Source organism: Leptolyngbya sp. CCY15150 (assembly GCF_016888135.1).
Lineage (GTDB): Bacteria > Cyanobacteriota > Cyanobacteriia > RECH01 > RECH01 > RECH01.
Genome location: NZ_JACSWB010000207.1, coordinates 127534 through 142029, shown reverse-complemented (window position 1 = coordinate 142029; position 14496 = coordinate 127534). Strand labels below are relative to the sequence as shown.

Genomic DNA, 14496 nt, shown 5'->3' with positions numbered 1-14496 from the left:
TAACGGGGGGCGATCGCTCTGGGGCGGGGCTAGTCTTGGCGTTGGCTTTGACTCTCGTCCTGGTCTGCAATCACCCAGGTGTCTTTACTGCCGCCACCCTGGGATGAATTGACCACCAGGGATCCGCGTCTCAGGGCGACGCGGGTCAAGCCGCCGGGGCTCACGTGAATGTCTTTGCCGTTGAGGATATAGGGCCGAAGATCCACGTGGCAACCGCAGACGTCATCGTCTAGCAGGGTGGGCACCCGTGAGAGACAGAGGGTGGGTTGGGCGATATATTTGCGCGGATTGGCGGCAATGCGTCCAGCAAAGTCAACCCGTTCTGCCTCGGTGGCATGGGGGCCAACTAACATGCCATAGCCGCCGGATTCATCCGCCGCTTTCACCACCAGCTTGTCGAGATTGTCCAGCACATACTGCTGCTGACTGGGTTCCCAGCAGAGGTAGGTGGGCACATTGGCCAGCAGTTGCTCTTCGCCGAGGTAGTAGCGAATCATCTCGGGCACGTAGGCGTAGATCACCTTATCGTCGGCAACCCCGGTGCCGGGGGCATTGGCGATCGCCACCCGACCAGCTCGATAGACCTCCATCAGCCCTGGAACACCCAGCATCGAATCGGAGCGAAAGGCGAGGGGATCAATGAACTCGTCATCAATGCGGCGGTAGACCACATCAACGCGTTTCAGTCCCTTGGTGGTTTTCATCTTCAGGTAGCCGTCGGCGACGACCAGATCCTGACCCTGCACCAGCTCCACACCCATTTGCTGGGCCAGGAAGGAATGTTCAAAGTAGGCAGAGTTGTAGACCCCTGGCGTGAGCAACACAACGGTGGGGCCAGGTAGCCCGGAGGGCGCTAGGTTGAGCAAGGTCTCTAGGAGTTTGCTGGCATAGTTGTCTACGGGCTGAATGTTGAGGGTGCTGAACACTTGGGGAAAGGTGCTCTTCATCACCCGGCGATTTTCCAGAACGTAGGACACGCCCGAGGGGCAGCGCAGGTTATCTTCTAGCACATACCAGCGGCCATCGCGATCGCGCACCAGGTCGGTGCCGGTGATGTGGCACCAAATGCCTTGGGGTGGCTTCAAGCCCATACAGGGTTTGAGAAAGCCGGTGGCCGACTCGATCAACTCGCCGGGAATAATGCCATCTTTGATGATCTTTTGATCGCCGTAGATGTCATCTAAAAAGAGATTAAGAGCGGTGATGCGCTGTTTCAGCCCTTTTTCTAGCTCTGCCCATTCCTGGGCCGCGACAATCCTGGGAATGATATCAAAGGGCCAGATGCGCTCTGTTCCCTGGTCATCGCTATACACATTGAAGGTCACCCCCATTTTGAAGAGGGTGTTTTGCGCCACTTTCTGCCGCTGCTGAATTTCCTGCATGGAGAGCGATCGCAATCGCTCAATCAGCAGCTTGGCCTCATCCCGAGGCTGCCCTTTGGCGGCAAATAGCTCGTCGTAGAAATCCCCTGGATCGTATTGATCAAACTGCACAGCCTGCACGGTTTAGTCCCCAATCGATTACGGTCAAAGAACTTACGCCGCTGTTTTGAACCCGAGGAACAAGCCTCAGAAAACACCAAGGTTGGATGCCTTGAGGTAAGCGCGCAAGTCCGATGTGATTTAGTATCCATCTATTCAATAGAGGCTGAGGTAGAGGCTTGGCTGTAACAAGGGATACGAAGTGCTCGGGTCTGTAATGGAACGATAAAGTCCCATAACCTTTGCCCTGTCTAGGATTACTGCCCTTATGAGTTCTAGAATATGCGGGCCAATCGCGAACGGCGATCGCCCTGGTAGATACCCAGATCTCCAAAAATGGGTTAATAAAAACTTAACCTCGGAGTTAGGTGGAAGCTAGGTGGACTGTTCTTGGACTAAGACGTAGGGCTGCACGATCAGGGTGGTAAATCGGCGAGAGCGATCGCGCTCCCAGTCGGCCAGTTGCTCCACCGTCGGCTTGCCAATCATCTGCTCACTAATCCAGCGCTGCACCAGTTGCACTTGGTCATTGGCGATCGCCATCCCCACATCGACCAGATCAAGACCACTGCCGACGATTACAATGGCATCGCGATGCACATGGGGCACCAGCCAATCCCATTCGGCTTCGTCTAGGGTTTCGGTGAGTTGGACGCGTAAATCTTGCATAGGTTCAGTGGGTCTAACAGCTTGCTGGTTCAGCAGGATTTTAGTCTATCGCGGTTTGTTCCTAGGGGCGATCGCCTGGCTGGGGGCGATCGGGGCGGTTTGATCCTGTGGCTAACGGCCGCGATCGTGGAGATCGTGGATAGCGTTGGTACATTGCTGGGTAATAGCCTGCAGCTCCTCGCGGCGGGTGGAGGTGGGTGGAGAAATCAACTCGCCAATCCTCACGGTCACCGGCACAGGGCGGGGAAGGGGATGTTTCTTCCTGAGAATCGCCTGGGTGCCCCAGAGGCTCACGGGCAGCAGCGGCACTTGAGCATGGGCCGCAATCAGAGCCGCTCCGAGCTTGGGGGAGGGAATGCGGGCGTCGGGGGTGCGGGTGCCCTGGAGGAAAATGCCCACGCTCCAGCCTTGCTCAAGCTGCTGTAGGGCGGCGCGAATGGCACTGCGATCCGCGGCTCCCCGTTTGACCGGATAGGCTCCATAGAGGCGAATGGCCTGGCGCAGCACCGGCACCCGAAACAGCTCTTGCTTGGCCATGAAGGAAACGGGGCGACCTACGCAGTTGGACACAATGGGCGGATCAAAGTCGCTGGCATGGTTGGTGACCACAATCAGCGGCCCATGCATGGGCACTTGGTCGGCTCCGTAGATGCGACCGCGAAAGTAGAGGTGCAGCATGGGGCTCACCACCGACCACTTAAAGAGGTGATAGAGCAACAGACTGGCAAAGGGTTCGCGATCGCGACTCATGGTGGCTGTCTCCTACTCGGCTGCCAAATCTGCCAAGGAGCTGACATTTTCAAGGGCAATGCCCGAGCAGGTGCGTTTGATCAGGCCAGTCAACACCTTGCCGGGGCCCACTTCCACCACGCGCTCAATGCCTTCGTCTGGTAATTGCAGGGAAATTTCTCGCCAGCGCACCGATCCGGTCATTTGCCGAATCAGGCGATCCTTGAGCACTGCGCCCTCCACCGTCGGTGTGGGGTCTACGTTCGACAACACTGGCACCGTGGCGCTTTGGAAGGTTACCGCATCCAAGAGCGGCTGGAAGGCGGCGGCGGCATCAGCCATCATCGGCGAATGGAAGGCACCGCTAACGTTGAGGGGAATGGCGCGCTTCGACTTGATGGCGGCCATCACGGCATTCACGCCATCGGGGGTGCCCGAAATCACCACCTGTCCAGCGTTATTATCATTGGCCAAGACCACGTCCGACCGTTCCTGAAGCTGTTGGTCGAGCTGATCGCGATCGCAGCCAATCAAAGCCGCCATCATGCCATCCGAGGCTTGGCTCATCAGCTCTGCCCGCCGCTGCACTAGCCGCAATCCGGCTTCAAACTCAAACACACCAGCGGCATAGAGAGCTACATATTCTCCCAAGCTATGACCGGCTACCAGATCGGGCTGCTGTCCCTGCTGCCGCAGCTCGTCTACCAACAGGCTTTCCACGGTATATAGGCAGGGTTGGGTATAGAGGGTATTGGAGACCTTATCGTCGTCGCTCTGACAGATCTCTGGCACCGACCAGCCCAGGATCTGGGCCGCCTGCTGCAGCCTATCCTGCGCAGCGGGTCGCGCGAAAAGATCGCTGCCCATGCCGATCGCCTGGGAGCCTTGCCCCGGAAATACCCATGCCGTCTTAACCATACCGTTGACTTGCCTTTCTTGATTCTGATTGTGTTCCCATGATCTCATCAATGGGGCACCTCGACTAGGCAGCGGTTGGTTACGCCTCGGGATCATGGCTGGGAGCGATCGCCCTTAATGAGCCTAGGGCGTGTTTTAAAACTCATCCAAACCCTGATTCTTTCGTACGAAAGATCAAGGGGTTTAGCAGGTTTTAAAACAGAGCCTAGTACTCTAAAGCGGAAGTGACCCGCCTAGTTGCTGGGGCGGGAAACCTCATAGGTCCTGTATTCCTTTTCGTTCTTCTGTCTTCGTTCTTCTGTCTTCGTTCTTCTATCTTCCGGCACTAGGTCTAGCGATCGCTCTGTCCCCATTGGAAAATGGCCGCACCCCAGGTGAGACCAGCCCCAAAGCCCGACGCGGCAATCACATCACCGGGTTTAATATGTCCTTGCCGTACCCATTCGTCTAGGGCGATGGGAATGGAGGCCGCCGACGTATTGCCGTAGGAGGCCATGTTGCTAATGACGCGATCGCTGGGAATACTCAAGCGCTGGGCAACGGCATCCAAAATGCGTTGGTTGGCTTGGTGCAGCAGGAGCCAGTCCACTTGGTCTGTACTCATGCCAGCCCGGAACAGGGCTTTCTCGATTACTTCCGGGACGCGCTTCACGGCAAAGCGATAGACCTCTTGCCCGCTCATGGCGATGGGTTGATAGGTGCCTTGCTGCACGGCAATGTCAGGGGTGAGCGATCGCTCTGCACCTTGGAACGGCAGCGTCAGACAGCTATTCTGACGACCATCGCTATGCAGGTCAAATCCTAGGAGGCGATCGCTGGTGTCGCTGGCCTGCATGACCACAGCCCCGGCCCCATCGCCAAACAGGACACAGGTGCGGCGATCGTTCCAATCAATCCAGCGTGATAGTACATCCGCACCAATCACCAACACCGTGCGGTATGCACCGGTGCGAATGAACTGAGAGGCAGTGACCAGGGCAAACAAAAAGCCAGAGCAGGCTGCCGTTAGGTCAAACCCCACGGCTTTGATGGCACCTAGCTCCGCCTGAATGAGGCTAGCGGTGCCAAAAAGATCATCGGGGGTGGAGGTAGCTAGGATGATCAAGTCCAAGTCTTCCGCCGCCACCCCAGCCATCTCTAGAGCCGCCTTCCCCGCCTGAGCAGAAATGCCAGTCAGAGCGCGATCGCCTTGGGCCAAGCGCCGTTGACGAATGCCTGTGCGGCTGGCAATCCACTCATCGGACGTATCAACAACGTGACTGAGCCCCTGATTGTCTAACACCGTATCGGGCGCTGCCGAGCCGCACCCAATGATGGCGACTCCTCTACCGATATCTTGCTGCATTACTCAACACTCTCTGTGGTATCAGACTGCCGGGACAGGGAGCGTTGCCCGTCCATGTCGGCGATCGCATCCTGATACTGAGATTGAATACGCTCCAGCACCTGATGATCGACGGCTTCCTTGGCCAAACGAATCGCATTAAACACCGACGGCGCTTGAGAGCTACCGTGACTGATAATGCAAATGCCATTGACCCCTAGCAACAGCCCGCCGCCGTGCTCAGCATGGTCAATGCGTTGCTTAATCCGGCGGAGGTTGGGCTTGAGTAGGCTGACGCCGACCTTGCCGTGCAGCCCGCGAGGTAGCTCATCGCGCATGATTTGCAAAAGCACCTCAGCGATCGCCTCGGCAAACTTCAGCAGCACATTGCCAACGAAGCCATCACAGACAATGACGTCAAACTCACCCGAAAGCACATCCCGGCCTTCAGCATTCCCCACAAAGTCAATGCGGGAATTGTCCTGCAACATTTGGTGGGTACGAACGGCTAAGTCATTCCCCTTCGACGATTCCTCGCCGATATTTAGGAGCCCGACCTTGGGATGGTCAATCCCTAGGGCGTACTGGGAATAGATACCGCCCATCACCGCAAATTGTTCGAGGAAGCGAGGCCGGCAGTCTACATTGGCTCCAACGTCCAAAATCACCACCGACTTGCCTGGTGTCAGGGTGGGGAAAATGGCCCCAATGGCTGGTCGGTCAATGCCCGGCAGCCGCCCTAATCGCAACAGCGCCGCCGCCATCGCTGCACCAGAATGGCCTGCCGAGACCACCCCGTCAGCGCGCTTCTGCTTGACCAAATCCATCGCCACGTTGATCGACGCTTGGGGCTTTCGCCGTAACGCCGTCAGCGGCTCCTCGTGCATCTCGATTGTCCCTTCTGCCGGGACAACCTCCAAATGTGATGAGGAACCATGACGGTGAATCTCTTCTCGAATCTGTTGTGGATCGCCCACAAGCAGAATATCCACATCTAGTTCTTCCTGCGCTCTAAGTGCGCCTGCGACGATTTCAGCCGGGGCATGGTCCCCGCCCATCGCATCCACTGCAATCCGTGCCCGATTGGATCCCATCGATCGAAGTTTGTAGAAACCTAAAAAATTTTATCAGATGGCCTAGTACTGAAGGGCCGAATCCGGGCAGATGAGATAGATTATTCCCCTTCTCCGGGTTCAGTAATGCGCTGAAAAAGATACCCCGTGCCCCGGGCGGTCAAAATGAGCTCCGGGTTACTCGGGTCATCCTCCAGTTTGGCACGCAGCCGGGAAATATGAACATCGACTACGCGAGTATCCACATGACGCTCGGGGGTATATCCCCAAACTTCCTGCAAAATTTCGGAGCGCGAGAAGGGTTCTCCCGATCGCCCCACGAGTAATTCCAACAGGCTGAACTCCATGCCAGTCAAGCGAATGCGCTCATCGCCTTTGTAGACTTGGCGCTTGTTGGTGTCAATGCGAATGTTGTTAATTTGGATGACGCCAGAACTAGGAATTCCGGTGGTACCAACTTTTTCAACCCGCCGCAAAACGGAGCGAATCCGCGCTTCTAGCTCCTTGGGCGAAAACGGTTTGACGACATAATCATCGGCTCCTAGCTCTAAACCGGTGATCCGATCGGCCACGTCACCCAGGGCCGTGAGCATGATAATCGGCACATCCGATTCCTTGCGCAGCTCTTGGCAAACGCCATAGCCATCGAGTTTGGGCATCATGACATCCAGCACGACCAGGTCTGGAGCTGCGGTGCGAAAGGTGTCTAGGGCTTCTTCGCCGTCTGCTGCTGTGACCACGTCGTAGCCGATCATCGATAGGCGAGTTTCCAGAATTCGTCGAATGCTCGCTTCATCGTCAACAACAAGTATTTTTTCTTTATGATTTTCCAACTGACTCAACACTCCTTGAAACGACTAGCGTGTAGTCGTTAATTTTCTACACATTATCATGAAGAATAATAGCGTATGTTCTGGCTAGAAATAGCCGAAATTCCCATTGTTGTTACATTTCAACGTTTCTTAATATTCAACTTTGCGCATACAAACCTAGAGATAATCCTAGGATTTCTCATGCTAGAAGTTTTGCTATTTTTCTGACTTGGTCAGGATGAATCGATGGTAACTCAGTCTGTCTGATTGGTTGCTTGCCGGTTTGTAACGCCATACTAAAAAGTGCTGGGTGATCCGGCAACGTCCCCTAGGCCAACTCCTATGTCAAAATCTCGAACTCAGTATGTTTGCCAAGAATGTGGCGCTGAATCGGCTCAGTTGTTCGGCAAGTGCCCTTTTTGTGGTAGCTGGAACTCGATGGTGGAGCAGGTGACCCCCTCCAGTACGTCCACCGCTGCCAGCCGCCCGGCGGCAAGTGCGATCGCTGTGGGTACACCACCCAAGGCGGTGGCCTCTCTGACGCTTCCCCAAATTTCCGACCATCCCCAGGCGCGGCTGCCGTCGGGCTATGGCGAGCTGGATCGGGTATTGGGCGGTGGCATTGTGCCGGGCTCTTTGGTGTTAATTGGCGGCGATCCGGGCATTGGTAAGTCAACCCTTTTGCTGCAGGTGGCCAACCAAGTGGCGCGGCAGCAGCGGGTGCTATACGTTTGCGCTGAGGAGTCGGGGCAGCAGGTGAAGCTGCGATCGCAACGGCTGGGGGTTGGTCAGCCCCAGGATGATCACACTGATCCACCGGACTTGTACCTGCTGCCGGAGATTGACCTTGAGGCCATTTTGGCAGAATTAACCTCCCTCAAGCCGCAGGTGGCGGTGATTGACAGTATTCAAGCCATTTACTACCGTGCGTTGAATTCTGCGCCGGGATCGGTGTCCCAAGTGCGGGAATGTACCACCGCACTGATGCAATTGGCCAAGCGCCAGAACATCAGCTTGTTTATTGTGGGCCATGTCACCAAAGATGGGGCGATCGCTGGCCCGAAGGTGTTGGAGCATTTGGTGGATACGGTGCTGTATTTTGAGGGCGATCGCTTTGCCAGCCATCGGCTGCTGCGGGCGGTGAAAAATCGCTTTGGGGCCACCCATGAAATTGGCATCTTTGAAATGGTGGATCGGGGTTTGGCCGAGGTGCTGAATCCGTCGGCGCTCTTTCTGGGAACGCGCCAAGAAGCCGTGCCGGGCACCTGTACAATTGTGGCCTGCGAGGGTACACGTCCCTTGGTGATCGAGCTACAGGCCCTCGTCAGTCCCACCAGCTACCCCTCCCCTCGCCGGTCGGCCACGGGTATTGAATACAGCCGTCTGCTGCAAATTTTGGCGGTGCTGGAAAAACGGGTGGGCATTCCCCTGTCTAAGCTGGATGCCTACGTGGCTTCCTCGGGCGGCTTGACGGTGGGAGAACCGGCGGCGGATTTAGGGGTGGCGATCGCTGTGGCGGCGAGTTTCCGCGATCGCGTTGTCGATCCCAACACGGTTTTGATTGGTGAGGTGGGTTTGGGTGGCCAGGTGCGGCCCATTTCGCAGATGGAAATTCGCCTGAAAGAAGCAGCCAAGCTAGGGTTTCAGCGGGCTATTGTGCCGAAGGGAACTACGGTTCCTAAGCTAGACTTGGAGGTCATTCCCGTGGGGCGTGTGGTGGATGCGATCGCCACCGCCCTCCTGCCCAACGATAGTGCTGCGATCGCGACCCCAGAACCGGATGCCTAGGAACCTCGTCGTCGAGCATCCAGACTCGCCAGGGGATAGCCAAGGGGTGATCCCAGACCAGCATTGTGACTAATTTTCAGCGATACCATATTCCGTCCCCAAGGATCGATAGAATTTGAATATCTGGAGCGATCGCCCTCGTCGTTCAATCTACGAACGTGTGCAATGTTCTCGGATTCATCGGAACATGCTCGGTAGCCGGCAAGATTCAGCTTGGCTGCCCCATCCGTGAAGTACAGGGTGAGGCGAATCACGCCCCAGATCAACCCATCATCAGGGTCAGCGCATCCATCATCATGAACAGTTAAGGCAAAAGAGTTCACGCTGGCTTGCTGCCGGCATCTACGCCTGCCTCGTTTCGTACCCAAACTCTCAAGGGCTGCCACCAATCGCCTATATCCCAACCCCCTTGCCCAGCCGGGCGGGGCTGTTGAGTCAAACGATTCTGGAGCCGTTGACATTAGAGCATGGGTTTAACATCTGCTGACTTCGTTTCGTAGGCCTCTCAATCCAATGGGAAACCTTGATCGGGTAACTCTTTATGCCACGTTAGGTGATCTACCCCTCCATGATTTTCAGGTCAACCTCAACACGTCGGGTTTGGTGATTGCCAAGCAGTTTGAGCAACGCCCTGACTTGCCCGGTGTGGTGATCATGAGCGAGACCAAGATGGTTGGCGTCATTTCTCGGCGGCGATTTCATGAGCAAATGAGCAAGCCGGCTCAGCAAAAAACGTTTCTAGAACAGCCCATTCAGATGTTGTTAGAGGCGGAGCTGAAGCGTCGTAAAGCCCGTGCGCTGATTTTGCGGGATACGGAACCGATTGATCTATCCGCCCGCACGGCCCTGAACCGTCCAGCGGATGAGGTGTATGAACCGATCATTGTGATGTTTCAGGATCACAGTATTCCTGAGGTGCAGGCGTATTTTCTGCTGGATATGTATACGCTGTTGCAGGCGCAGTCGCAAATTCTCATGGTGATCAATCAGGAGATGAGCCAGCAGCGCGCCATTTTGGAAGAAAAGCAGCAGCAGGTGCAGGAAGGGCAGCGCAAGGTTGAGGAATATACCCAGTTGCTGGAAGCGCACCAAGGCGTGATTCAGGAGCGCAATTTGCTGCTGGAAACCCAGCAGGTTGAGCTATTGGAACAGGCTAGGGAAATTGCTCAGTTTAACAAGCGCTTCATGAGAATTGGGCAACTGCTTTCAGCGGAAGGACAGCAGACCTTTCAGGCGACCTTTGCTGGGGTGAATGCCATTTGCCACAATACAACGCAAATTGTGGGCATCGGGCGATCGCTCACCGATGAACTACACACCATCCAAGACACGTCCCAACTGATTGCTAAGGTGAGCCAACAGGTGCGGCATTTGTCCGTCCAGGCGGCCATTGTTGCCAACCATGTGGGGGTGGAGATGGCGGGGTTCAGCCACATTACCGCTGAGATTGGCAAGCTGGTGAATCAAACGTTGGATGCCGGACGCCGGATGGATCGCTTAGCCAGCCGTTTCCATAGCCGTGTCCAGGCGTTGACCGACTCGGCCCAGTCGGGCACCACGGTGGCGCAATCCCTGCTGCAGAAAATTGAGCAGGCTCAGACTGCCTTAGCGGAACTTGAAAGGCTGGTGCAGGGGCCCATCCAATCCCTGACGGAGACCGATTCATCCGCCACCCTGGGGCTCTCGCCTAATATCCAAGATGCGACCCAGGAGTTGATTCAAAAAATTGCTACAGCAGAAGCCACGGTGACGGATTTAGAGCAATTTCTGCATCGCCGTGATTCGGAACCTCTGATTCAAAAAATTAAGCGAGCCTTGGAACAAAATCGCCATAATCTGTCCCCATAGGCTCAGGGTTGCCCACTAGATCAAGGTGCCTACTAGATCAGAGTTGCTAACCAGCTCTGCCGTAGGATTCCTGTATGGACAACCTGCCTGGCCTAATCAGCGGGCTCACACCACATATTGGGTGGGTGGACGGTAGGTGACGGAATCTTGCTGCATTTGCTGTTTGAGCTGGGCGAGCGATCGCAGCCGTCCATCTCGGGCGGATTCGAATTCGGCATTGATGCGCAGAGCTTGGTCGTAGGCAGCGATCGCTGATTCGTACTGCTGCATCTGCTCTAGCGATCGCCCCCGATCATGCCAGGCCCATTGGTTGTGGGGCTGCAGTTGCGATACTTTGGCGTAGGCGGCTGCGGCTTCTTTATATTTTTTCAGTTGTTCCAGCAGGGCTGCTAGCTTAAACCAAGCAATATGGTCATCGGCCTGTAGCTTCACCACTTTGCTGTAGGAGGACGCTGCTTCCCGATAGCGCTGCAAATTTTCCAAGGCCATGCCCTGCATCAACCAAGCATTGGCATCGCTTGGATCATCGCGCAGAGTGCGAGCACAGGCCGCGATCGCCTCTTGATAGTGCTGGAGATGGTAAAGCTGATCGACCTTGCGCTGGTTCATGAGCACCTGCTTACGGCTCTCCACAGCTAGGTGGAAATCAGGCTTGAGGTTGACGGCGCGATCGTAGGCCTCCACGGCTTCATCAAACTGCCCGGAATGCTCCAGCACCTGTCCCCGGTCGTGCCAGGCCCAATAGTTGCCCGGTTGAATCTGGATCACCTTGTCGTAGGCGGCCAGCGCTTCTGGGTAGCGTTTCAGGTGTTCCAAGGCCTTGCCGCGCTTAAACCAGGCTAGATAATCATTGGGCTGAACTTCAATCACCCGCTGATAGGAACTAGCGGCATCTTCGTAGTGATGCAGGTTTTCAAAGGCAATGCCGCGCTTAAACCAAGCCAGGTAGTCATTGGGGGCAATCTGGATCACCTTGTCGTAGCATTCAATGGCTTTGCGGTAGCGCTGCTGCTGAAACAGCTCATCGGCGCGCTCAAACCACACGAAATGGGCGTCGGAATATTTGGCAGGCGGTACGGTGCGATCGCCTAGGGATAGCTGATCGCGCTGAGCAGATTTAACCGCTGAATTGACGGTGGGTAGAATCACCGTGTCGTGCTTCGGCGATGCCAGAACCTGCAGAGCTTCCATGGCTTCTACGGCGGATTGGTAGCGCTGGCGATAGTCATAGCGCACCATCAAATCGATGATGTCGGCTAGGGCTGGGCTGATGGTCTGGATGCGATCGCGCCACAGCAGTTCACCGGTGCGGGCATCGTAGCGCAGCTTGGAGGGCGATAGACCAGTCAGCATTTGAATGCCCACAATGCCCAGGGAGTACACATCGCTGCAGTAGCGAGGGCGGCCCGCCAACTGCTCGTTGGGCATATACCCCGATGAGCCTACGGCAATGGTAAAGGTGGACTCTTCTTCTAGGTTGATGGTTTGAGAGCCAATTTGCTTGACGGCTCCAAAGTCAATCAACACGACTTTTTGATCATGCTGGCGGCGAATTAAATTGGATGGCTTAATGTCGCGATGGATGACCTGCTGTTCATGAACAAAGGCTAGGGTTGATAAAACATCCTGTAGAAAGTCAATAACTTCATCTTCAGGGAAACAGACGTTTTTCTTAATGGTTTTGTTAAGAACCCGCCCTTCTACAAATTCCTGCACCAGATAAAATTCTCGGTGTTCTTCAAAGTGGGCAAAGAGCCGAGGAATTTGATCATGGTTGCCCAGTTGATACAGCACTTCTGCCTCGCGGTCAAACAGGCGCGTTGCCGCTTGCCAAGCCGCCTGACCGTCTACTTGAGGTTTTAATTGCTTGACCACACAGGTTGGCTTGCCCGGTAGATGGCGATCGACGGCCAGGAATGTTTGCCCAAAGCCCCCGCCACCGAGGTGTTCCGTGATGTGATAACGTCCGCCGATGGTTGTTCCTAGCATGGGTAGATGCGGCTTCCAAAATACTGTATGACGTCGGGTTGGCTCGAACTGATGACCCTCAGGTGGTGAAGATGAATACCCTGCTCACGGTGTACAACCACTACATAACAGACTGCGGTTAAGCCTAGGACACAATGGGTAACATGCTTCGTCGTGGAACAGCTTAATACTGCTTAACAGCTTCATAACAACATTAGGAACGTCAAGGGATGCACGGATGATTGACAAACTCATCGAAGCTATCAATGTGTCTCAAATGCGATCGCCCTGCCTGAAATAACAACGTCTGCCCTAGTATCTAGCAAACTACTCAGCTTGCGACTCCGTGATATAAACGAACTCGGGAAGATTGTGGCTTTCACCATTCAGTATTCCCTACAAAATGGCGAACGGTGCAAACGGGAAATCAAGATTAAGTGAATTTTCTGTGTGTCTTTTCAGGTTAAGCCAAAAAAATGGATGGATAAATCGACCCAAAGGGCCATCTAGTCTCTTGCGCCTCTCCTTAATGCTGCGGAGGGCGATCGCCCATCTTCCCCGGTAGGATTTGAAACTATCCGCAACATTACGGGATAGGCTGCTCTTTCTTCTCTGAGACTACCCACCTTGGGGCACAATTTTAACAGGCATCAATCCGTAGATTTGCTCGGTTCAAATCATGTTCTGCTAGTTTGGAGACCTGCCATGATGAAAGCGAAAGACATAATGGTTCAAGCAGTTGCGACGATCAGTGGTTCAGCCACGGTGGCTGAGGCCGTTGCCTGCCTCAAAGAAAACCAAGTCCGAGCCTTGGTGGTGGAGCGTCGTCATCCAGATGACCCCTATGGCATCTTGTCTGAGACGGATATTATCTATAAAGTTGCGGCCTACGGGAAGGATCCCAAGCAGGTGCGGGTGTATGAAATTATGACCAAACCCTGCATTGTGGTGAATCCTGACCTAGGGGTGGAATATGTCGCCCGTCTGTTTGCTCAAGCCGGTGTGCATCAAGCTCCGGTGGTGAGTGGTGGCCTGCTGGGTACCATTTCAATTCACGATATTTTGACCAAAAGCGATTTTGTGGAAAAACCCAAAACCTATTTTGAGCTGTACTGCGAAGAATTCCCGGATGCCCCAGAAGCTCGCATGTACGACGCCTAGATGGCGATCGCCCCTTGATGGTCTGGGAGCGATCGCCCCCTGGACATGCGCCGGTTTGCCTTAGGGTGGAGCGCAGACTACGGTAGTCTTGGGTCTAGAATCAGGATGGAGCGGTAAGTAGATCTTCCTACTTGCCGTTCACCCATGCAGTTATCTGGAGAACGGGGATGCTAAAAGCACAAGACATCATGACAACGGATGTGGTGACCATTAGTGGCTCAGCTACGGTGGCCGAGGCTGTGGCCCTGATGACCGAGAGGGGGCTGCGATCGCTGATTGTGGATCGCCGCTACAGCGAGGATCCCTACGGTATTATCACGGAAACCGACATTGTCTATAAAGTGGCCGCCTATGGTCATGACCCGAAAACCATGCGGGTTTATGAAATCATGACCAAGCCCTGCATTGTGGTGCCGCCAGAATTGGGCGTGGAATACGTCGCTCGGCTATTTGCCAATACGAGTATTCGTCGCGCCCCGGTGATTAAAGGAGAGTTGCTAGGGGTGATCTCGGTGAGTGATATTCTCACCAAGGGAAATTTTGTCAACCAACCCCAGCGTCCTTATATTGAAGACGAAATTGATGCAGCTCGGGACGAAGCGCGGCGCATCTGTGCAGAGCAGGGAGCCACGTCCCAAGCCTGTGCTGCTGCTTGGGATATTGTAGAAGAACTGCAGGCGACGGCGTCCCACAACCGGGCTGACCGGGCGCTGTCGTAATTCGAT

Annotated in this window: 13 protein-coding genes; 4 read left to right on the top strand and 9 right to left on the bottom strand. The window is 55.0% G+C overall.

Features of this window, described 5'->3' with window-relative positions:
- Positions 1-29: 29 nt before the first annotated feature.
- The 7 genes from JUJ53_RS14685 to JUJ53_RS14655 all read right to left on the bottom strand — a co-directional run bounded on the left by JUJ53_RS14685 (position 30) and on the right by JUJ53_RS14655 (position 7027).
- Positions 30-1493, bottom strand: coding sequence for a circularly permuted type 2 ATP-grasp protein (locus JUJ53_RS14685; RefSeq protein WP_204152983.1), 1464 nt, complete (start codon positions 1491-1493; stop codon positions 30-32).
- Between the two features lie 363 nt (positions 1494-1856).
- The gene (locus tag JUJ53_RS14680) at positions 1857-2150 is read right to left on the bottom strand and encodes a DUF2288 domain-containing protein (RefSeq protein WP_204152772.1); all 294 of its coding nucleotides are present in this window, start codon (positions 2148-2150) and stop codon (positions 1857-1859) included.
- A 111-nt stretch (positions 2151-2261) separates the two neighbouring features.
- Positions 2262-2900, bottom strand: coding sequence for a lysophospholipid acyltransferase family protein (locus tag JUJ53_RS14675; RefSeq protein ID WP_204152771.1), 639 nt, complete (start codon positions 2898-2900; stop codon positions 2262-2264).
- Between the two features lie 12 nt (positions 2901-2912).
- Positions 2913-3797 (bottom strand): ACP S-malonyltransferase, encoded by an 885-nt coding sequence (gene fabD, locus JUJ53_RS14670; RefSeq protein WP_204152770.1) that lies wholly within the window; start codon positions 3795-3797, stop codon positions 2913-2915.
- Between the two features lie 331 nt (positions 3798-4128).
- A complete protein-coding gene (locus JUJ53_RS14665; RefSeq protein WP_204152769.1) occupies positions 4129-5142 on the bottom strand; it encodes a beta-ketoacyl-ACP synthase 3 in 1014 nt (337 codons plus the stop codon).
- Positions 5142-6215 (bottom strand): phosphate acyltransferase PlsX, encoded by a 1074-nt coding sequence (plsX, locus tag JUJ53_RS14660; protein WP_204152768.1) that lies wholly within the window; start codon positions 6213-6215, stop codon positions 5142-5144. Before plsX ends, JUJ53_RS14665 begins: the two co-directional genes overlap by 1 nt.
- A gap of 80 nt (positions 6216-6295) precedes the next feature.
- Positions 6296-7027, bottom strand: a complete 732-nt coding sequence (locus JUJ53_RS14655) for a response regulator transcription factor (protein ID WP_204152767.1) — start codon at positions 7025-7027, stop codon at positions 6296-6298.
- Between the two features lie 321 nt (positions 7028-7348).
- Between JUJ53_RS14655 and radA the strand changes: the two genes are divergently transcribed.
- A complete protein-coding gene (gene radA, locus JUJ53_RS14650) occupies positions 7349-8794 on the top strand; it encodes a DNA repair protein RadA (protein WP_204152766.1) in 1446 nt (481 codons plus the stop codon).
- Here radA and JUJ53_RS14645 read toward each other — a convergent pair.
- The gene (locus JUJ53_RS14645; protein WP_204152765.1) at positions 8791-9117 is read right to left on the bottom strand and encodes a hypothetical protein; all 327 of its coding nucleotides are present in this window, start codon (positions 9115-9117) and stop codon (positions 8791-8793) included. The two genes, radA and JUJ53_RS14645, sit on opposite strands and share 4 nt — an antisense overlap.
- Positions 9118-9307: 190 nt before the next feature.
- On the opposite strand from JUJ53_RS14645, the gene JUJ53_RS14640 reads away from it, so the two are divergent.
- Positions 9308-10642 carry a hypothetical protein gene (locus JUJ53_RS14640; RefSeq protein WP_204152764.1) on the top strand — a complete coding sequence of 445 codons (1335 nt, stop codon included), beginning with the start codon at positions 9308-9310 and terminating at the stop codon, positions 10640-10642.
- Between the two features lie 105 nt (positions 10643-10747).
- On the opposite strand, the gene JUJ53_RS14635 is transcribed toward JUJ53_RS14640, so the two are convergent.
- Complete coding sequence (locus tag JUJ53_RS14635; protein WP_204152763.1) at positions 10748-12631, bottom strand: serine/threonine-protein kinase; 1884 nt, start codon at positions 12629-12631, stop codon at positions 10748-10750.
- A 684-nt stretch (positions 12632-13315) separates the two neighbouring features.
- On the opposite strand from JUJ53_RS14635, the gene JUJ53_RS14630 reads away from it, so the two are divergent.
- Both JUJ53_RS14630 and JUJ53_RS14625 read left to right on the top strand, forming a co-directional pair.
- Positions 13316-13771 (top strand): CBS domain-containing protein, encoded by a 456-nt coding sequence (locus JUJ53_RS14630; protein WP_204152762.1) that lies wholly within the window; start codon positions 13316-13318, stop codon positions 13769-13771.
- A 167-nt stretch (positions 13772-13938) separates the two neighbouring features.
- Entirely contained in the window at positions 13939-14490 is a 552-nt protein-coding gene (locus JUJ53_RS14625; protein ID WP_204152761.1) for a CBS domain-containing protein, read from the top strand.
- The last annotated feature ends 6 nt before the right edge of the window (positions 14491-14496 follow it).

Excerpts from the sequence above, each read along its gene's own strand:
- JUJ53_RS14680 (WP_204152772.1), bottom strand. The coding sequence starts at position 2,150 with ATGCAAGATTTACGCGTCCAACTCACCGAAACCCTAGACGAAGCCGAA.
- JUJ53_RS14675 (WP_204152771.1), bottom strand. The coding sequence starts at position 2,900 with ATGAGTCGCGATCGCGAACCCTTTGCCAGTCTGTTGCTCTATCACCTC.
- fabD (WP_204152770.1), bottom strand. The coding sequence starts at position 3,797 with ATGGTTAAGACGGCATGGGTATTTCCGGGGCAAGGCTCCCAGGCGATC.
- JUJ53_RS14665 (WP_204152769.1), bottom strand. The coding sequence starts at position 5,142 with ATGCAGCAAGATATCGGTAGAGGAGTCGCCATCATTGGGTGCGGCTCG.
- plsX (WP_204152768.1), bottom strand. The coding sequence starts at position 6,215 with ATGGGATCCAATCGGGCACGGATTGCAGTGGATGCGATGGGCGGGGAC.
- radA (WP_204152766.1), top strand. The coding sequence starts at position 7,349 with ATGTCAAAATCTCGAACTCAGTATGTTTGCCAAGAATGTGGCGCTGAA.
- JUJ53_RS14640 (WP_204152764.1), top strand. The coding sequence starts at position 9,308 with ATGGGAAACCTTGATCGGGTAACTCTTTATGCCACGTTAGGTGATCTA.
- JUJ53_RS14635 (WP_204152763.1), bottom strand. The coding sequence starts at position 12,631 with ATGCTAGGAACAACCATCGGCGGACGTTATCACATCACGGAACACCTC.
- JUJ53_RS14630 (WP_204152762.1), top strand. The coding sequence starts at position 13,316 with ATGATGAAAGCGAAAGACATAATGGTTCAAGCAGTTGCGACGATCAGT.
- JUJ53_RS14625 (WP_204152761.1), top strand. The coding sequence starts at position 13,939 with ATGCTAAAAGCACAAGACATCATGACAACGGATGTGGTGACCATTAGT.